Genomic DNA, 19,280 nt, shown 5'->3' with positions numbered 1-19,280 from the left:
TTCGAGTCCGCACGATAACCAGATATATCCCCTTGATTTTTGGTGGGTGGCGTCGATTTTTCGCCGTCTTTGATCTTCGTCAGATGAAGCTATGCGCTGTGGCTGTCACGCAACAGGCAGTGTCACAGGCGAAACATCATTCTCTGACTGGCCAAAAAATCGGCATTTGGCGCAATAATCATCCAAGCGGGCCGCCGTTTGACGTGTTCGTCAAATAAATTACGTAAAAATTTCGGCACTGGCGGACCGCGCTGACAAATGCAACCCGATTGTCATTCTGTCGCACATGTCTAGTATGGCAAATCACAGTTTTGCCTGAATTGGGGAGAGACATGGCGAACAACCTGAAAAAGACGACCGCCCTCGGACTGATTGCCGCTTGCGCCTTTGTGGGAGGAGCGCAGGCCGGTGGCTTCTCGCGCGGTGAGGCAGATACGGACATTCTCTATGAGGATGGCGATATCGCGGCGCGCGCCGGCTATGTCTATGTCATGCCGCAGCGCGGTTACGACTCGATCAACGGTGCGAGCACCAGTGACGACGATTTCACCCAGAACTACAGCATTCCGAGCTTCTCGGCCAAGTTCCGCGTATCGGATAACTTTTCGTGCGCCCTGACCTATACCGAACCTTTCGGTGCCAAGTCCGAATATGGCGCCGATGCTCGTGCGGCGGACCGCAACGCCGATAGAGCCGAGGCCATTCTTGCGCCGGTCGGCGCCGGCAAGATCCCGCTGTTTATCGGCGGTAACGCAGTTCTCTCATCGCAATTCAAGACCACTGAACTCGGCGGCACTTGCGCCGTGAGCGTGGATGCTGGCCAGGGTCGGTTCTCGGTTCTCGGCGGACTGTTCACGCAGTCCTTCGATTACACTGAGGTCAAGGACTATGGCACGCTGAACCTGCGCGACGACGGCGAGATGGGTTACCGTTTCGGCGCCGCCTATGAGATCAAGGAATATGCGCTGCGGGCCGAACTCATGTACCGCTCGAAAGTGGAGCATGATGCGGAAGGCGTCTTCACGTCTGCTGCGCCGCTCGCAAGTCTTCCGGGCGCCTTCGGCGGGCCGATCCCGCTGGGCACTCAGCTGTCCTCGACCGGCAACGGCACGCTGCCCCAGTCGATCGAGTTGAGCCTGCAAAGCGGTATTGCGCCTGACTGGCTCGCCTTCGGCTCGGTCAAGTGGACCGACTGGAGCGTCCTGCAGACGTTGAATTACCGGATTACCGGCCTTGGTCCGCAGACCAAGGACTTCTTCTGGCAGGATGGCTGGACCATTTCCGGCGGCGTTGGCCACAACTTTACGGATAAGATTTCCGGTGCGATCAGCCTGACCTGGGATCGTGGCGTTGGCACGGGTGCCGACATCATGACCGACACCTGGACGATCGGTGCCGGCACGCAGATCAAGGCTGGCCCCGGTGTGGTTCGTCTCGGTGCGGCCGCGACCTACCTGACCGAAGGTTCGCAGTCCACGGCTCAAGGCGCAGACTTCAACGCCACAGTGGGTGGCGACTGGGCCTATGCCGTCAGCGCGTCCTACAAGATCTCCTTCTGATCTTCGTTTAAACCGTTGATCGAAGCCCGGCTTGTCCGGGCTTCTTTCGTTTCGGCCAGGCCTCACGTGTTTTTCAGCTTTCCGGAATGTGTTGATTCTGCAACATTGACTCTATCCTTGATGGCAGGATCGGGTTGCGCCCAATTTGTCCATTTCCCGCCACAAACGAAGAGCACCGGTGATCCCCAGAGACGGCGGGGCGCTGTTTCCGGCGGGTGGCCTTCGGGTGGTGTGTGAGTTGAGAATGAGCCTCAGGGGCGAAAATAGGGTTCGAATACAAATGGTTTCGGTCGCTTTCGGGGAGCGGTCGGTGGTTCCGGACAACGAACGGATGCACGAAATATCGAGCGTCCCAGTCTTGCCGGAAATCGGTTCTACTCTCTTCGTCATGTTAGATGATAAGCAACGGTGGCGCATCGATCGCCATGATATCGAGATTGGTTATGAACCCTCCGTTCATCCATCTCGCGGTATCTTCACATCGGACGCATTTGGTCTGGCCATGGCGGCGGGGCGGGTGTCGTGATGTCAGTCATGTCTTGGAAGAACGACGCAACCATGCGGATAAGGGACTGGAAGTCTTCGGCTCTACTTCTGACGGCGACCGCATTTCTGCTGTCTCTGAGCCCGTCGGCACAGGCCTTCGACATGAACGCCGGCGTCAACAAGGAGTCCGGCCCGTTCGATCTCTTCAAGTTCGGCTTCAACGCCTACAAGAAGGGCCAGAAGCAGGAGGCCGTCGAAGCCTATCGCTACGCGGCCGAGAAGGGCCATACCGGTTCGCGCTGGGCGCTCGCCAATATGTATGCCGCCGGTGACGGGGTCGTCGAGAACGACTTCGAAGCGTTCAAGATCTATGCCGAAATCGCCAACCAGGGGATCGAACCCGGTTCGGAAGACACCGGCTTCTTCGTCAATGCGCTTCTGTCTTTGGCCCGCTACTATCGCCAGGGTATTCCCGAGACGCCGGTCAAGGCCGATCTCGCCCAGGCGCGCCAGATCTATTTCCAGGTGGCCTCGACCTTCGGGGTGCCGGAGGCGCAGTTCCAGCTGGCCCGCATGATCCTGGCGGGCGAGGGCGGCAGCGTCAACGTCCAGCAGGCCAAGAAGTGGCTGAACCTTGCCCGCAAGAGCGGCCATGCCGGCGCCATGTCCGTCTTCGGCAATGTGCTCTTCGAAGAGGGGCAGACGGTTCGCGGTCTTGCTTTCCTGACGGCGGCGCTGGATCGCTGCAATCCCAAGGATTGTCCCTGGATGCAGGATCTGCAGGAGCACGCTTTCTCTCTGGCGTCGGAGGAAGACCGGCGCGTCGCCGTGGTGCTCGCACCGAAGGTCTACGAACAGGGCGACTGACGTCCGTCTCTGGTGGAAACCAGGCTCCGCGAAGGGGCATAGAAAACAAAAAAGGACGCCGGCTGGGCGTCCTTTTTGCGTTTTCGGCATATCGTCAGGCGGGTGTCTAGAGCAATTCCAGCGAAAGTGGAAACCGGTTTCGCGTTCGGAATTGCGTAATAACAAAGGGTTAGATCATTTCCGTGTTTCCATGAAATACGGAAATGATCTAGAAGTTGAAATAGCCGGCGACAGGCACATGATCCGACGGCTTTTCCCAGGCCCGCACATGTTTTTCGATCTCGGCCGAACGCAGCCGGTCTGACGCTTCCGGCGACAGCATCAGGTGATCGATGCGGATGCCGTTATTCTTCTGCCAGGCGCCGGCCTGATAATCCCAGAAGGAAAAGAGAGGCGCCTCGTCCGTGGTGGCGCGAACGGCATCGACGAAGCCGAGGTTTTCCAGGCGCCGGAAGGCGGCGCGCGTCTGGGGCAGGAACAGCGCATCGGTCACCCACTGGCTCGGGTCTTTTGCGTCATGCGGTTCGGGGATGACATTGTAGTCGCCGGCCAGGATCAATGGCTCCTCGAGCGCCATGCGGTCGCGCGCAAAGGCTTCGAGACGCGCCATCCAGGCAAGCTTGTAAGGGTATTTGACCGGATCGTCGGACGGGTTGCCATTGGGCAGATAGAGCGAGCAGACGCGCACGACGCCACCATCGACGGAAAAGACGCCTTCGATGAACCGGGCCTGTTCGTCGGTGTCGTCGCCCGGCAGGCCGCGGTTCACTTCATCCGGCTTCAGTTTGGAGAGGATCGCGACGCCGTTAAAACCCTTCTGGCCATGCGTCTCGACGTGATAGCCGAGCGCTTCGATCTCGAGCCGCGGAAACCCCTCGTCGACCGACTTGATTTCCTGCAGGCAGACGATGTCGGGTTGACTGTCCTTAAGCCACTGGCACAGGTTCTCGATGCGCGCCTTGACGCCGTTGATGTTCCAGGTGGCTATTTTCATCATCACTCACACGGAGAAGCTGGTGCCGCAGCCGCAGCTCGCCACCGCATTGGGGTTCTTGATCTGGAACGACTGGCCAAGCAGGTTGTCGACGAAGTCGATTTCCGATCCGGCCATATAGATCAGCGAAACGGGATCGATCAGCACGGTGGCGCCATCGCGGGTGATGACGATATCGTCATTTGCCGGCTGCTGGTCGAGGTCGAACTTGTAGGAAAAGCCGGAACAGCCGCCGCCTTCGACGGAGACGCGCAGCGCCTGCTTGTCGGCATCGGCCGCGACGATCGCAGCGATTCGCTTCGCTGCGGCTTCGGAAAGGGTGACGGTCTCGGTGCTCATTCGGCCTCCTGCCGGGTTCAAGGCCCGGTGAAAACGGTCTTTTCTTCGCAAATCACCGCATTGTCACGCAAAAGCGCGATTTTTGATCCGGCGCGGCGGCCCGAAATCGGTTCGCAACCCGCATCGCCTTGCGGCTTTGTCCGCTATAGGTATGAAGGCACAAGAGTTGCGTCAATGGGGAGCAGGCGGCACAGGCATGACGATCGATCAAGCAGCACTGGGATTCGGCACCGGGCAGCGGGCGGTATACGCCACCGATCCGTGGAAAAGCCGTGGCCGGCTCTTCGAAGAGGGCGGCAGCCTCACGCGCTCCGAGTTTCAGCGCGACCGCGACCGGATCGTCCATACGACTGCCTTTCGCCGTCTGAAGCATAAGACCCAGGTCTTCATCGGCCCGGATGGCGATCACTACCGCACCCGGCTCACCCACACGATCGAGGTGGCCCAGATCGCCCGTGCGCTGGCGCGTGCCCTGAAGCTCGACGAGGATCTCGCGGAAGGTGTGGCGCTCGTCCACGACTTCGGCCACACGCCTTTCGGTCACACGGGCGAAGATGCGCTGCACGAGGTGCTGAAACCCTATGGCGGCTTCGATCACAATGCCCAGTCGCTGCGCATCGTCACCAAGCTGGAGCGCCGGTATGCGGATTTCGACGGGCTGAACCTCACCTGGGAGACGCTGGAAGGCCTGGTCAAGCACAATGGTCCGCTGCTGACCAAGGACGGGCAGGGCACGCGCGGTCCGGTTCCGCAGCCGATCCTCGACTATTGCGAGATCCACGATCTGGAGTTGTCGAGCTTTGCCGGACTTGAGGCCCAGGTCGCGGCCATTGCCGACGACATCGCCTACAACACGCATGACATCGACGATGGCCTGCGCTCCGGTTATCTCAATTTCGAGATGCTGGAAGACGTGCCTTTCCTCGCCGGTCTGATGAAAGAGGTCCGCGATCGCTATCCGCATCTCGACCCTGACAGGTTCACCCACGAGATCATGCGCCGGCAGATCACCCGCATGGTCGAGGATGTGATCGGCGTGGCTCAGGATCGACTGAGGGCGGTCGAGCCGCAAAGTGTCGAGGATGTGCGCGCGGCCTCGATGACGATTGCCACCTTTTCCGACCAGATGGCCGAAACCGACAAGGCAATCAAGAAACTGCTGTTCAGCCGGATCTACCGGCACCCCGACATCATGCGGATCCGCGCGGCAGCGGCCGAGATCGTCACCGATCTCTTCACCGCCTATATGGCCGATCCGAAGCTGATGAAGAGTCACTTCTGGGTGAACCATATTTCGGGCCTGAACGACGGCCAGAAGGCACGCCATGTTGCCGACTACCTTGCGGGCATGACGGACACCTACGCGGTGCGCGTGCATCGCGAGCTGTTTGACCGGACTCCTGAATTACGATAGTCAGCCGACAAATTCTGAAGGAATGCAGCCGGAAATCCGCCTGCATGCAGGGATATGCCATGAACCTCTTCGCCGATTTCGAAACCCGGATCAAAGCAGCGCTCGACGAGATCGAGGTCGTCCGCGAGAAGCGCGACAGCCTCGACTTCAGCCGCATCGTGGTCGAGCCGCCGCGCGATCCGAGCCATGGCGACGCCGCGACCAATGCCGCCATGGTGCTGGCCAAAGGCATGGGCATGAACCCGCGCGCGCTGGCCGATCTGATCGGCGAGAAGCTGAAGCAGGACCCTGACATTGCAGACGTGGGCGTGGCCGGCCCCGGCTTCATCAACATCCGCCTGTCGGTTGCCTATTGGCAGCGCCTGCTCGCCACCATCATCCGGGAAGGCACCGATTTCGGCCGCTCGCCAGTTGGCAAGGGCCACAAGGTCAATGTCGAATATGTTTCGGCGAACCCGACGGGACCGATGCATGTCGGCCATTGCCGTGGCGCCGTGGTTGGAGACACGCTGGCAAACCTGCTGGGCTTTGCCGGATACGAGGTCACCAAGGAATATTACATCAACGATGCCGGCGCGCAGATCGACGTTCTCGCGCGCTCAGCCTTCCTGCGCTATCGCGAAGCGCTGGGTGAGGATATTGGCGAGATCCCGGCCGGCCTCTATCCGGGCGACTACCTCGTTCCGGTCGGCAAGGAACTCGCCGCCGAATACGGCACCAAGCTCCTGACCATGCCGGAAGACGAGATGCTTGCGATCGTCAAGGAGAAGGCGATCGCAGCAATGATGGCGATGATCCGCGACGATCTAGCGACGCTCAACGTCCATCACGACGTCTTCTTCTCGGAGCGCACGCTGCATGCCAGCAATGCCGCGAAGATCCGCACCGCGATCAATGACCTCACCTTCAAGGGCCACGTTTATCGCGGCACGCTGCCGCCGCCGAAGGGCCAGCTGCCGGAAGACTGGGAAGATCGCGAGCAGACGCTGTTCCGCTCGACCGAAGTGGGTGACGACATCGACCGGCCGCTGATGAAGTCGGATGGCTCCTACACCTATTTCGCCGCAGACGTGGCCTATTTCAAGGACAAGTTCGATCGCGGCTTCTCCGAGATGATCTATGTGCTCGGCGCCGACCATGGCGGCTATGTGAAGCGGCTTGAGGCCGTGAACCGGGCTGTGTCCGAAGGCAAGTCGAAGCTGACCGTGCTGCTCTGCCAGCTGGTTAAGCTCTACCGCGACGGCGAGCCGGTAAAGATGTCGAAGCGCTCGGGCGATTTCGTGACATTGCGCGAAGTGGTCGAGGAAGTCGGCCGCGATTCGGTGCGTTTCATGATGCTCTACCGGAAGAATTCCGAACCGCTCGACTTCGACTTCGCCAAGGTGACGGAGCAGTCGAAGGACAATCCGGTCTTCTACGTGCAGTATGCTCATGCCCGTTGCATGTCGATTCTGCGCCAGGCGAAGGAAGCCTTCCCCGATCTCGAGATCGAGACACTCGACCTCGCCGGTGCCGTAATGGGGCAGATCGAAGATCCGACGGAACTGGCTCTGGTGGCGAAACTGGCCGAATATCCGCGCCTGATCGAGGCGGCAGCATTGTCGCAAGAGCCGCATCGACTTGCATTTTACCTGCATGATCTGGCAAGCTCGCTGCATACGCACTGGAATAAGGGCAAGGATTCGCCCGAATTACGCTTTGTTAACGATAAACATAGAGAATTAACCATCGCCAGGCTTGGGCTGGTGCATGCTGTCGCCTCCGTGTTGAAATCGGGACTGGCCATTACGGGCACCGAAGCACCGGTTGAGATGCGATAGCAGTGTCACCAATTCCCCACATTGCGCTGGCAGGCGTATGGTCGCGTAAGTGAGTGGAACAGGGTATGGTACAGCAGCAGGCTGCAAACAGCATTCGATCGCAGGGCGATGGTTTCGCGGATGACGATCCGTTGGCGGAGCTTGCCCGTATTGTCGGCTTTGATCAGCCGCTGAAGCGCGAGCCTGTTGTGTCGCTGCCGCCGGCGCCTGACATGTCGTCGAGCGAATTCAATCTTGAAGACGAGCTGATGCGCGAGTTCGAAGGCTATGAGCAGCCTTCGTCGTCCATGCCGGACATGCGCGCGCCGGAGCCTGTCGTTCCGCACGCGCCCATCTCTCCGGTGCAGGCCTCGGTGCGCGAAGAGCCGAGCTTTGAGCCTGCCGCGTCCGACTTCGACGTCGATATTCCGTCTTATGCTCCGCCGGTCTCTTCGGCTGCCGTCGAGCGGTATGAAGAGCCGCTGGTGGCGGAGGTGCAGCCGGCGCCTGAGCCTGCCATTTCCTACGATCTTGCGGACGAGCTTGAGCTGGCTGTCGCCGATGCCGATATTCGCCCTGTGCCGTCGCATCAGGTCGAGCAGCCCCGTCTGCGACTGCCGCTTGCCAATTTTTCGGCACAGGTTCAGCCGGTTCGTCGCGCAGAGCCCGAACTGTCGCCGCGCATCGAAGCGCTTGCCCCCGAGGTTGAGGCACCTGTTGTCGCCAAGGTCGAGGCGCAGCCGGTGGCCGCGCCCGCCGTCAGCCAGGAACCCGTCTTCGAATGGGCGACGGGCGCTTTCTCCTTTGGTGAGCCTGAGGGGCAGACATCGAGCATCGTTGGTCCTGATTTGGCCGATCTGCCGGTCGAGGCTGCCGGTTCCGGATCCTTCTCTGCTGCGCCGAAAGCGGAGCCCGCCCCGCAGGTAAGCACCCGCAACGAGCCGGATTTCTCCTTCGACTTTTCCGCAGACCTGTCGCTTGACGATGAACTGGATGCTGCACCGTCCGCCACCGCGACGGCACCAGTCAGGAATGTTGCCGAGCCGGTGTCGGACGATGATTTCGATCCGTTCGGCGATCAGGATTTCGAGTTGAAGCTGGATGAACTCGATCTGGCGCTCGATCTCTCGGAAATCGAACCTGTGGCGCCCGTTGCGCCGGCTGCAAAACCTTTGGCGATTGAAGCGGCGCTCCCGGCTTATGCCGCAGTGACGGCCGCGGCTGCTGCCGCGCCTGTGGTTGCCGCAGCCTGGCCTTCGGTTGCTGCACCGGTTTCTCCCCGTCGTGTCGAACCGGACATGCGCTTTACCCCAGACGCCGGCAGTTCTGCGCCGTCTGCCGTGGCGGCGCCTATGCGGCCGCAACCGGCTGCTCAACCGCTGGCACCGGCCCCGCAGCCCATTGTCCAGCAGGCTTATGTCCCGCCAGCCTATTCCGTCGATGACGGCTTCGGTTTCGATCCTTCGGAAATCTCCGAGCAGGAAGATCATCTCGAAAGCGTGGGTGCGCTGGACGTGCCTGAGGTGCCCGTCACCGAAAACCGCCCGGCGGCCCCGGTTCAGTCGGAATACGACATCGATATCGATGCCGAACTGGCGACGCTGTTTGAAGAGCCGGTTGCACCGCCGACGCCGGCAAAGACATTCGGCAATAGCCGTGTTGTGGCCGACACTCCGCCCGCGCGCGCAGCAGCGGCTCCGCTCGACGATTTCGATGCCTTCGAAAAGGCGCTGGAAGAAGATCTGCGCAGCTCGCTCAGCACCACCCGCGCGATCGACCCCGAAAGCCGTGGTCATATCACCATCGCCGGCGAGGCTCAGGGCTTCCGCTTCCGGCGCATCAAGCCTTATCTGATAACCGGCACGGCCGTGTTGCTGCTGCTGGCGGGGGGCGGTGGCCTTTATGCCTGGCTCGGCAACGGCGCGGTTGGTAGCCTGTCGGGCGGCGAACCGCAGATCATCGCTGCCGACAAGACGCCGGTGAAGATCGTGCCGGAAAATCCGGGCGGCAAATCCGTTCCGAACCAGGACAAGGCCGTCTACGATCGCGTGGCCGGCAATGGCGTCGAAGATCCCAAGCAGACCAGCCTGATCTCCTCGGAAGAGGAGCCTGTCGACGTGGTGCAGCGGACACTGATCCCCGAGACCATGCCGCTCGAAGGTGAAAACGACGCTGCGGCAACGCCGGTGGGCGAGACCGAGGATCCGCGTCTGCTGCCCGACGGCCAGCCGCAGGAAACGGCAGCTGCCGCAGAAGATCCGGCAACGATCACGCCGCGTAAGGTGCGGACGATGATCGTGCGTCCCGATGGCACATTGGTGGCGCAGGAAGTGCCGGCCGAAACGGCTCCTGCCGCGACCGCACCGTCCTCGACGACGGCTGCCGCACCGGCTTCAACGCCGGCCGTTCTGGCCGCTCCGAGCGTGCCTTCGGCAAAGAGCAACGACGCCGTGAAGACGGTGGAGACACGGGTCGTCAACCCGAACGCGCCGGCGGATACCGCAGCGGCCACGCCGGCTGCGACCACGGCGTCCACAGCGCCTGCGACAAACCCGGCAACGGCAACGGCCGAAACCGCGCCGCAGTCTGTTGCCGAGATCGCTGCCGCCTCGGCGGTCGAAGACAATGCCGCTCCGGCCGTCAACGCACCGATCCCGACCATGCGTCCGTCCGACCAGCCGGTGAATGTCGTTGGCACCGTGACCGATCAGGGCAATCTGCGCCCGTCCAAGCCGGCGGCGACCCCTGCACCGGCACCGACCGAAACTGCGGCCGCAAGCCCGGCGGCGGCACCTGCCGCCGCACCCGCTGGCAGCTACGGAATCCAGATCGCGTCCTTGCCATCGGAAGCCGAAGCCCAGCGCAGCTATCGCAGCCTGTCGTCGAAGTTTGGCGTTCTGGCCGGCAAACCCTACGAGATCCGCCAGGCTGACATCCCCGGCAAGGGCACCTATTACCGTGTCCGTATCGTTGCCGGCACCAAGGATGCCGCTGTGGCGCTCTGCGAGCAATATCGCTCGGCGGGCGGTACCTGCCTGGTCTCGAAGTAAGCAGGCTCAGTCCTTTTAGAGAAAAAACGAGGCGGAACCGGGTGTTCCGCCTTTTTTCTTGTGCATGACGCCCATCCGTCTCCCGCCGACACCTTCGGCTTTCCTCTGACCCCCGGTATGATTCGCCCATGATCCAGACGTCTTCTCCTGCCAAAGCCATGATCCTCGGTTGCCTCGGTCAGCGCCTGACCGCTGACGAGAAGGCCTTTTATCGCGATGAACAGCCCTGGGGCTTCATCCTCTTCGGCCGCAATATCGGCGAGGCCGAGCAGGTGAAGGATCTGGTCGCGGAGATGCGCGAGACGGTGGGTGGTCGCAATGCACCCGTTCTGATCGATCAGGAAGGCGGGCGCGTCCAGCGCATCCGCGAGCCGATCGCGCCACGTTACCCCTCTGGCGCCGAACTCGGCGCACTCTATGATGCCGACGCGGAAAAGGGCCTGCGGGCTGCCTGGCTGATGTCGCGCCTGCATGCCTTCGATCTCTACCGGCTCGGCATCAACGTCGATTGCCTGCCGGTGCTCGATGTGCCGATCGCCGGGGCCAGCAATGTCATCGGCAACCGCGCCTATTCGAACGACCCGCATGTGGTCGCCAAGATGGGGCAGGCAGCGGCAGATGGTCTGAAGGCCGGCGGCGTGTTGCCGGTCATGAAACATATTCCAGGCCATGGGCGTGGCATGGCCGACAGCCATCACGATCTGCCCGTCGTCACCGTGCCGCGCGCCGAGTTGGAGGCGCATGACTTCGTGCCGTTCAAGGCGCTCGCCAACGAACTCATGGGCATGAGCTGCCATGTCGTGTATACCGACATCGACCCGGATTTCCCGGCCTCGACGTCACGCATCGTGACCGAGGAGATCATCCGAAAGGCCATCGGCTTCGAAGGGCTCCTGATGTCGGACGATATCTCGATGAACGCGCTGAAGGGCACGATCGGCGAACGGGCCGTCCGCATCGCGGCCGCTCTGGACGTGGTCCTGCATTGCCATGGCCATATGGACGAGATGCAGGCGGTGGCCGCCGCGGTGTCTGAATTGTCCGGCAAGGCTCGTGCGCGGGCGGACGCCGTCGAGGCTGCCTTTACCGCGCCCGACGATGCCGACGAACAGACGCTGCGCGACGAGTTTGAAACATTGATGGCGGTCTCCTGATGGTGCGTGGTCCTGTCCATCCGACGGTCATCAACCGGCCCTCGAACGCCGAAACGCCGGCGCCGACGCCGATGGACAGCCTGTGGCAGGACACCGCCGAAGATCGGGCCGCAAGCGACCCCGCTTTGCTGATCGATGTTGCCGGCTTCGAAGGACCGCTCGATCTCCTGCTCTTTCTGGCGCGCAACCAGAAGGTCGATCTGGCACGTATCTCGGTGCTGGCGCTGGCCGAGCAGTATCTGCTCTTCATCGAAAGCGCCCGGCGCATTCGCATCGAGCTGGCGGCCGATTACCTCGTGATGGCCGCCTGGCTCGCCTATCTGAAATCGCGCCTGCTCATTCCCCAACAGGCCAAGGACGAGGGCCCCTCGGGTGAGGAGATGGCGGCCTCGCTCGCCTTCCGCCTGAAACGTCTGGAGGCGATGCGCGATGCGGCCTCGCGGCTGATCAACCGCAATAGGCTCGGCCGCGACGTCTTTGCCCGGGGCGCACCCGAGCATGTGCCGGCCCGCGCCGACAGTGCCTATGAGGCGAGCCTCTACGATCTGCTCTCGGCCTATGCGTCGCTGCGCCAGCGCCAGGCCGTGACCCAGGTGACGATCGAACGGCGGCGCGTGTGGTCGCTGGCCGATGCGCGCGGCATCCTGACCCGCATGATCGGCGAGATCGGCGACTGGACGGCCTTGGATCAGTTCCTGATCCGCTTTCTGGCGTCGCCTGAGGATCGCGTCACCGCGATCGCGAGCGCCTTTGCCGCCTCCCTCGAGCTGGTCCGCGAAGGGCGGCTCGAAATTCGCCAGGACGGTGCCTTCCAGCCGATCTACATGCGCGGCGGTCCGAAGGCCGAAGCCCTTCATGCGGTCGAGTGAGGGACGATGAGTGACGTTGAAGCAGTGCCCGTGACTGACGGGGCCGATGACGAGGACGAGATCGTCATCGATGAGGCGAGCATTGCCCGGCATGAGGCGGAAGCGCTGCGGATCGCCGAAGCCCTGGTGTTTGCCTCTGCCCAACCGGTGTCGACGGGTTTTGTCGAGGAGCGCCTGCCGCGCGGCATCGACGCGCGCGCGGTGCTTCACAAGCTGAAGGACGAGTATGCCGGTCGCGGCGTCAATCTCGTCCAGGTTGACGACCAGTGGGCGTTTCGCACGGCAGCCGATCTCTCCTTCGCTATCCGCAAGGACGAGACCGAGGTCAAGAAACTCTCCCGTGCGGCCCTCGAAGTGCTGGCGATCATCGCCTATCATCAGCCGGTGACGCGGGCCGAGATCGAGGACATCCGGGGTGTGCAGACCTCGAAGGGCACGCTCGACGTCTTGATGGAGGCCGGCTGGGTGCGCTTTCGTGGCCGCCGCCGCTCGCCCGGCCGCCCGGTGACGCTGGGCACAACCCGCGATTTCCTCGACCACTTCGGCCTTGAGGAACTGCGCGATCTGCCCGGTCTCGAAGAGTTGAAGGGGGCAGGTCTGCTCTCCGGCCGCATTCCGGCCAACTTCAACATCCCCATGCCGCTCGGCTCCGACGACCTCACCGACGAGGAGGATCCGATCACCCAGCTCGATCTGGAAGAGCTCGGCCTCTTGACTCCGGGCGGTGAAGCAGAGGAATAGGGTCAGCTTTTAATTGGTAACCGGCTTTTCCCGGACCCAGCCCGTCCGGCCCTGCCGTCGCGGTAAGGGTGGGGCGGCCGCGCGGACGATGGAATGAACCCAGCGAAGACCAGGCACGGAAACGGTCAACGGACGGCGGGCGTGACATTTGCTGCCCGTCTGACATTCGAGGACATCCGCCATCGCTATCACGGCAAGGAGACCATTCGCGGTCTGTCGCTGACGGCGGAACCGGGTGAGGTGCTGTGCTTGCTGGGGCCATCTGGCTCTGGCAAGACGACGCTTTTGCGCATTGCTGCCGGCATCGAGGCACAGACCAGCGGTCGGGTGCTGATCAACGACCGGGAAGTGGCCGGCCCCGGCTCGTTCCTGCCGCCGGAAAAGCGCGGCATCGGCCTGATGTTTCAGGATTTCGCCCTTTTTCCCCATATGAGCGTGCTCGACAATGTCCGCTTCGGCCTGACGGCGCTGCCGGCAAAGGAGGCGATTGCCGAGGCGGGCGTGGCGCTGGAGCGGGTAGGGCTGTCGCACTACGCGGACAAATATCCGCATGCGCTCTCCGGCGGTGAACAGCAGCGCGTGGCACTCGCCCGTGCCCTTGCGCCACGACCGAGCGTGCTTCTGATGGATGAGCCGTTTTCCGGCCTCGATTCGCGACTGAAAGACACGGTGCGCGCCGATACGCTCGCAATTCTTCGTGAAACCCGCGCGACTGCTGTCGTCGTCACCCATGACGCCGAAGAGGCCATGCGCATGGCCGACCGCATTGCATTGTTGAAGGATGGACGCCTCGTCCAAGTCGGCACCTCCGACGATCTTTACCGTCGTCCGCGCGATATTTTCGCGGCGGCCTTCTTCTCCGAGATCAATGAATTTTCCGGCCGGGTGGCCGGCGGTCGCGTCGAGACGCCCTTGGGCAGCGCCGATTCCGGCTCCATTGCCGAAGGGGCGGAGGTGGCGGTGGCGGTGCGTCTGTCGGGGCTTTCCGTGCGGGAGAGTGGTGGGCCGATCCCGGCGCGCATCGTCGCCCGGCGTTTCCTCGGTGTGGTCGAACTTCTCGATCTCGCCGTGCCCGGCACCGAGTCTCCGGTGCGCGCGCGGATCCGTGCGGACATGTTGTCGCCGGGCGTCCGCGACGTAACGATTGCGGTTGAGCCCAAGGACATTTTGGTGTTTGAAAAGACAACGGAAACCCCCTACATCGGGGAAACGACAATCTAAGGAGTGGCAGGCATGGGTTCGTTTAGCATTTGGCACTGGATCATCGTCTTGGCGATCGTCCTGCTTCTCTTTGGCCGTGGCAAGATCCCCGAACTGATGGGCGACGTCGCCAAGGGCATCAAGAGCTTCAAGAAGGGCATCAGCGACGAAGACGACAATGATGCGCCGTCGACGACCTCTTCTTCGAAGACCGTCGACCACAAGCTCGACGAGACCAAGTAAGCGATCTTTGTCTGACGGATTACGGGTGGCCCTTCGGGCCGCCCGCATAGGTATGGGATAGGCCGCGGACGTCCAGGACGACGACACGGCGCGGCATCAGGAGCCCGTTGAATGCTGGATATTGGCTGGACCGAGCTATTGGTGATCGCCGTGATCCTGATCGTGGTGGTCGGTCCCAAGGACCTTCCTCCGATGATCCGCGCCTTCGGCAAGATGACGAAGCGCCTGCGCCAGACGGCGGGCGAGTTCCGCGCTCAGTTCGACGAGGCGCTGCGCGAGGCCGAACTCGACGACCTGAAGAGCACGGTCAACGACCTGAAGTCGCTCAACCCGACCAATTCGATCCGCGAAACACTCAATCCGCTCCGGCAAATGGGCCAGGACATCAAGTCCGACCTGCAGAAGTCGTCTCGCATTGACAGCCCGACCCCGGCATCCTCGTCGATGGCGGCAGCGGCTGCGGGTGTGAGCCCGACGGAAAACTCCATCCTTCCCGATCTGCCGACCGGTGCTGCCACCGTCCCGCCGGATCTCAGCCCGGCGGCTGCGCCTGTGACGGCTGCAGCCCAGAGCGAGCCGGCCTCCGCCGTTCCCGTGCCGCCGGCATCGAAGAAGCCGCGCAAGGCGTCGACGGCAAAGGCAGCCGCAGCCGTTGGTGAAACGGCTGCCGTTCCTGCTCCCGCAGCCGGCAAAGTGTCCAAGCCCCGGGCCTCGGCCTCGAAGGCCGTCGTCGCCGCGCCTGAGGTTCTGCCGGTGGCAACCAGCGTCAAAGCAGTCAAAGCGAAGCCGGCATCGGCCAAGTCTCCGGCCGCGAAATCCGGCGCAAGCAAGCGTGTTGTGGCCGAAGCCGCGCCTGCCGCACCCGTGGCCCGCAAGCCGCGCCAGAAGAAGAGTGAGGACCGCGCATGAGCGGCGACATCGACGACAAGCCGCAGCCGCTGATCGAACACCTGATCGAACTGCGCACCCGGCTGATCTGGGCGCTCGGTGCCTTCTTCGTGGCGTTCCTGGTGTGCTTCTATTTCGCCAAGCCACTCTTCAACCTGCTGGTCGTGCCCTACAAGTGGGCGGTGGTCTGGGCAGGTCTCGATGTGACCAAGGCGGAGTTGATCTACACCGCACCGCAGGAATTCTTCTTCACCCAGGTGAAGGTGGCGGCCTTCGGCGCCATGGTCATCGCTTTCCCGGTGATCGCCTCGCAGGTCTACAAGTTCGTGGCGCCGGGCCTCTACAAGAACGAGCGGGCGGCCTTCCTGCCGTTCCTGATCGCGTCGCCGGTGTTGTTCCTGATTGGCGCTTCGCTGGTCTATTTCTTCTTCACGCCGATGGTGATGTGGTTCTTCCTCGCCATGCAGCAGAGCCCCGGCGAGGGCGAGGTGGCGATTTCGCTGCTGCCTAAGGTCTCGGAATATCTGAGCCTGATCATGACGCTGGTCTTTTCCTTCGGTCTGGTCTTCCAGCTTCCCGTCATCACCACGCTTCTGGTGCGTGTCGGCATTCTGGAAAGCCAGTGGCTCGCCGACAAGCGCAAGTACTTTATCGTCGTGGCCTTCATTGTCGCCGCCGTGCTCACGCCGCCCGATCCGCTGTCCCAGATCGGTCTTGCACTGCCGACAATCCTTCTCTACGAGGTGGCTATCTACGCGGCGCGACTCGTCGAACGGAACCGGGCCAAGGCGGAAAGCGCCGAGGTGGTCGCGACCGAGACGGAGTAGGCGGCAGAAACGGCCGCCGAGCCACCGCTTCAACCCATGCCGACATGGGGCCGGACGTGGCCGCCGGCCAGCTCCGATCCCGGTCGAAACTCAAGACCTGGAACGACGATGCTCGATATCAAGTGGATCCGTGACAATCCCGAGGCCCTGGACGCGGCGCTTGCCAAGCGCGGCGCAGAACCGCTGGCGGCCTCCCTGATCGCCCTCGACCAGAAGCGCCGTGCGGTTGCCCAGTCGATGCAGGACATGCAGTCGCGCCGCAATGCGGCCTCCAAGGACATCGGCGCCGCCATGGCGCAGAAAAACATGGAACTGGCCGAAAAGCTGAAGGCCGAAGTGGCCTCGCTCAAGGACACGCTGCCGGCGGCCGAAGAGGAAGAGCGTCAGCTCACCGCTGAACTCAATGACGCCCTGTCGCGCATCCCGAACATTCCCCATGACGACGTGCCCGTGGGCAAGGACGAGCACGACAACGTGGTTGCTCGCGTGGTTGGTGAAAAGCCCATGTGGAATCACAAGCCGCTCGAGCACTACGAAATCGGAGAAGCTCTGGGCTACATGGATTTCGAGCGCGCCGCCAAGCTGTCCGGCGCCCGCTTTACCGTTTTGACGAGCCAGCTTGCGCGGCTTGAGCGCGCCCTCGGTCAGTTCATGCTCGACCTCCACACGAGCGAACACGGCTACACGGAAGTGTCGTCGCCGCTGATGGTGCGCGACGATGCCATGTATGGCACCGGCCAATTGCCGAAATTTGCCGAAGATCTGTTCAAGACCACCGATGGCCGCTGGCTCATTCCGACGGCCGAAGTGACGCTCACCAACCTCGTTGCCGGTGAAATCCTCGACCAGGAAAAGCTGCCGCTGCGCTTCACCGCACTGACCCCGTCCTTCCGTTCGGAAGCAGGTTCGGCGGGCCGCGACACGCGCGGCATGCTGCGCCAGCACCAGTTCTGGAAGTGCGAACTCGTCTCGATCACCGATGCGGAAAGCTCTGTTGCCGAGCATGAGCGCATGACGGCCTGTGCCGAAGAGGTGCTGAAGCGGCTCGGCCTGCATTTCCGCACCATGACGCTTTGCACCGGCGATATGGGGTTTGGCGCGCGCAAGACCTATGACCTTGAGGTCTGGCTGCCGGGCCAGAACACCTATCGCGAAATTTCGTCCTGCTCGGTCTGCGGCGATTTCCAGGGGCGTCGCATGAATGCCCGCTACCGCAACAAGGAAGAGAAGGGCACGACCTTCGTGCACACGCTGAACGGGTCAGGCACGGCCGTCGGTCGATGCCTGATCGCGGTGATGGAGAATTATCTGAACGAAGATGGTTCGATCACTGTCCCGGACGTCCTGCTGCCCTACATGGGCGGTCTGAAGAAGATCGAGAAGGCGGCCTGATCACGCCGCGACCGGAGTGGCCATGCGCATTCTGCTGACGAACGACGATGGTATCAACGCTCCGGGGCTTGTTGCCCTGGAGACGATTGCGAGAAGTCTCTCCGACGATGTCTGGATCGTGGCCCCCGAGACCGACCAGAGTGGATTGGCGCATTCGCTGACGCTCTCGGAACCGCTGAGGCTGCGCGAACTCGGCGAAAAGCGCTTTGCCCTGCGCGGAACGCCGACCGATTGCGTCATCATGGCAATCCGCAAGGTCCTCGACCGCAAGCCCGATCTGGTTCTCTCAGGCGTGAATGCCGGCGCGAACCTTGCCGACGACGTGACATATTCGGGAACTGTGGCGGGTGCCATCGAAGGCACGGTGCACGGCGTGCGCTCCTTCGCCTTGAGCCAGGCCTATAGTTACGAGGCGGGCGCGCCCATCCCTTGGCATGTCGCCGAGACGCTGGCGCCGGACCTGTTGAGCAAGCTGATGAAGGTCGACCTGCCACCCGGCACCTTTCTGAACCTGAATTTTCCCCATTGCGAGCCGGAAGAGGCCGATGGTGTGGAGGTGACGGCCCAGGGAAAACTGGAATTCGGCCTTTCGGTCGAGGAGCGCCATGACGGGCGCGGCTTGCCGTATTTCTGGCTGCGATTCGGCGACCGCAAGGGCAACTACCGCGCCGGCACCGACATTCACGCCTTGCGGGCGAAGAAGGTGTCCGTGACGCCGCTCAAACTCGACATGACCGATTACGCCGTCCAGGACGCAATCGCACAGGCGCTCGGGCAGGAGGATCTCGGATGAGATCGGCGCTTCTCGAACGGGAAGGCTTCGCTGCCCTGGTGCTGCGCCTGCGCGCCGAAGGCGTGACCAATCTCGATCTCCTGACGGCTGTCGAGCAGACGCCGCGCTCGGCTTTCGTGCCACCGGAATATGCGGCGAGCGCCTATTCGAGTCGCTCCATTCCGATCGAATGCGGGCAGTTCATGGAAGGGGCGGACCTCACAGTGAAGCTGCTCAGCCAGTTGCAGGTCAAGCCCGGACATCGCGTGCTGGAAGTCGGAACGGGCAGCGGCTTCATCACGGCGGTGCTCGCAAGGCTCTCCGAGCGGGTCATCTCCATGGAACGCTACAAGACCCTGATCGCCGGTGCGCAGCGGCGGCTCGAAACCCTGGGGCTGCGCAATGTCATCCTGCGCCAGGCCGATGGTGCAAATGGTCTGCCGGGCGAGGGGACCTTTGACCGCATCTTCGCAACGGCGGCTTATCCGTCCATGCCGCGCTTCTATGCCGAGCAGCTCGTTTCGGGTGGCATGCTGCTTATTCCCCTGATGGTCGATGAGACCCGCTGCATCATGGTACGCCTCACCAAGACCGGCAGCCGCTTCGAGCGCGAGGACCTCTTCGAGGTTCCCTTCCTGCCGTTGCAGCAGAAGATTGCCCGGCATCTGTGAGCCGCATCACAGCCT

18 protein-coding genes are annotated in these 19,280 nt (G+C 62.4%); 16 read left to right on the top strand and 2 right to left on the bottom strand.

Annotated features, from left to right (window positions below; translation table 11 throughout):
* Window positions 1-332 precede the first annotated feature (332 nt).
* The 3 genes from DMY87_RS18850 to exoR all read left to right on the top strand — a co-directional run bounded on the left by DMY87_RS18850 (window position 333) and on the right by exoR (window position 2,912).
* Window positions 333-1,559 (top strand): OmpP1/FadL family transporter, encoded by a 1,227-nt coding sequence (locus DMY87_RS18850; protein WP_110793186.1) that lies wholly within the window; start codon window positions 333-335, stop codon window positions 1,557-1,559.
* 244 nt (window positions 1,560-1,803) lie between these two features.
* Window positions 1,804-2,085 carry a hypothetical protein gene (locus tag DMY87_RS18845; protein ID WP_133253041.1) on the top strand — a complete coding sequence of 94 codons (282 nt, stop codon included), beginning with the start codon at window positions 1,804-1,806 and terminating at the stop codon, window positions 2,083-2,085.
* Window positions 2,085-2,912, top strand: a complete 828-nt coding sequence (gene exoR, locus DMY87_RS18840; protein WP_425353513.1) for an exopolysaccharide production regulator ExoR — start codon at window positions 2,085-2,087, stop codon at window positions 2,910-2,912. Before DMY87_RS18845 ends, exoR begins: the two co-directional genes overlap by 1 nt.
* Before the next feature lie 208 nt (window positions 2,913-3,120).
* Here exoR and xth read toward each other — a convergent pair whose 3' ends face one another.
* Together xth and erpA are read right to left on the bottom strand one after the other, a co-directional pair.
* A complete protein-coding gene (gene xth / locus DMY87_RS18835; RefSeq protein ID WP_110793286.1) occupies window positions 3,121-3,906 on the bottom strand; it encodes an exodeoxyribonuclease III in 786 nt (261 codons plus the stop codon).
* Window positions 3,907-3,912: 6 nt separating this feature from the next.
* Window positions 3,913-4,245: an iron-sulfur cluster insertion protein ErpA gene (erpA, locus tag DMY87_RS18830; protein WP_110793183.1), complete on the bottom strand. Its 333-nt coding sequence runs from the start codon at window positions 4,243-4,245 to the stop codon at window positions 3,913-3,915.
* A gap of 196 nt (window positions 4,246-4,441) precedes the next feature.
* Between erpA and DMY87_RS18825 the strand changes: the two genes are divergently transcribed.
* The 13 genes from DMY87_RS18825 (at window position 4,442) to DMY87_RS18765 (ending at window position 19,265) form a co-directional block, all read left to right on the top strand.
* Complete coding sequence (locus DMY87_RS18825) at window positions 4,442-5,659, top strand: deoxyguanosinetriphosphate triphosphohydrolase (RefSeq protein WP_110793182.1); 1,218 nt, start codon at window positions 4,442-4,444, stop codon at window positions 5,657-5,659.
* Window positions 5,660-5,718: 59 nt separating this feature from the next.
* The gene (argS, locus tag DMY87_RS18820; RefSeq protein WP_110793285.1) at window positions 5,719-7,479 is read left to right on the top strand and encodes an arginine--tRNA ligase; all 1,761 of its coding nucleotides are present in this window, start codon (window positions 5,719-5,721) and stop codon (window positions 7,477-7,479) included.
* Between the two features lie 65 nt (window positions 7,480-7,544).
* Window positions 7,545-10,508, top strand: coding sequence for an SPOR domain-containing protein (locus tag DMY87_RS18815; RefSeq protein WP_110793181.1), 2,964 nt, complete (start codon window positions 7,545-7,547; stop codon window positions 10,506-10,508).
* Between the two features lie 128 nt (window positions 10,509-10,636).
* Window positions 10,637-11,662 (top strand): beta-N-acetylhexosaminidase, encoded by a 1,026-nt coding sequence (gene nagZ / locus DMY87_RS18810; RefSeq protein WP_110793180.1) that lies wholly within the window; start codon window positions 10,637-10,639, stop codon window positions 11,660-11,662.
* Window positions 11,662-12,531: a segregation and condensation protein A gene (locus DMY87_RS18805; protein ID WP_425353512.1), complete on the top strand. Its 870-nt coding sequence runs from the start codon at window positions 11,662-11,664 to the stop codon at window positions 12,529-12,531. Before nagZ ends, DMY87_RS18805 begins: the two co-directional genes overlap by 1 nt.
* A gap of 6 nt (window positions 12,532-12,537) precedes the next feature.
* The gene (gene scpB / locus DMY87_RS18800; RefSeq protein WP_205908198.1) at window positions 12,538-13,272 is read left to right on the top strand and encodes an SMC-Scp complex subunit ScpB; all 735 of its coding nucleotides are present in this window, start codon (window positions 12,538-12,540) and stop codon (window positions 13,270-13,272) included.
* Window positions 13,273-13,365: 93 nt separating this feature from the next.
* The gene (locus DMY87_RS18795) at window positions 13,366-14,493 is read left to right on the top strand and encodes an ABC transporter ATP-binding protein (protein ID WP_110793179.1); all 1,128 of its coding nucleotides are present in this window, start codon (window positions 13,366-13,368) and stop codon (window positions 14,491-14,493) included.
* A gap of 12 nt (window positions 14,494-14,505) precedes the next feature.
* A complete protein-coding gene (locus DMY87_RS18790; RefSeq protein WP_110793178.1) occupies window positions 14,506-14,715 on the top strand; it encodes a twin-arginine translocase TatA/TatE family subunit in 210 nt (69 codons plus the stop codon).
* A gap of 111 nt (window positions 14,716-14,826) precedes the next feature.
* On the top strand, window positions 14,827-15,624 hold the full coding sequence (gene tatB / locus DMY87_RS18785) for a Sec-independent protein translocase protein TatB (protein WP_110793177.1): 798 nt from the start codon (window positions 14,827-14,829) through the stop codon (window positions 15,622-15,624).
* The gene (gene tatC, locus DMY87_RS18780; protein ID WP_110793176.1) at window positions 15,621-16,430 is read left to right on the top strand and encodes a twin-arginine translocase subunit TatC; all 810 of its coding nucleotides are present in this window, start codon (window positions 15,621-15,623) and stop codon (window positions 16,428-16,430) included. Before tatB ends, tatC begins: the two co-directional genes overlap by 4 nt.
* A gap of 108 nt (window positions 16,431-16,538) precedes the next feature.
* The gene (gene serS / locus DMY87_RS18775) at window positions 16,539-17,822 is read left to right on the top strand and encodes a serine--tRNA ligase (RefSeq protein WP_110793175.1); all 1,284 of its coding nucleotides are present in this window, start codon (window positions 16,539-16,541) and stop codon (window positions 17,820-17,822) included.
* A 22-nt stretch (window positions 17,823-17,844) separates the two neighbouring features.
* On the top strand, window positions 17,845-18,615 hold the full coding sequence (gene surE / locus DMY87_RS18770) for a 5'/3'-nucleotidase SurE (RefSeq protein WP_110793174.1): 771 nt from the start codon (window positions 17,845-17,847) through the stop codon (window positions 18,613-18,615).
* Window positions 18,612-19,265: a protein-L-isoaspartate(D-aspartate) O-methyltransferase gene (locus DMY87_RS18765; RefSeq protein WP_110793173.1), complete on the top strand. Its 654-nt coding sequence runs from the start codon at window positions 18,612-18,614 to the stop codon at window positions 19,263-19,265. Before surE ends, DMY87_RS18765 begins: the two co-directional genes overlap by 4 nt.
* The last annotated feature ends 15 nt before the right edge of the window (window positions 19,266-19,280 follow it).

Source organism: Peteryoungia wuzhouensis, assembly GCF_003205195.1.
GTDB classification, from domain to species: domain Bacteria; phylum Pseudomonadota; class Alphaproteobacteria; order Rhizobiales; family Rhizobiaceae; genus Allorhizobium; species Allorhizobium wuzhouense.
The sequence above is the reverse complement of the archived record's forward strand: the minus strand, read 5'-3'. Positions and strand labels throughout refer to the sequence as shown.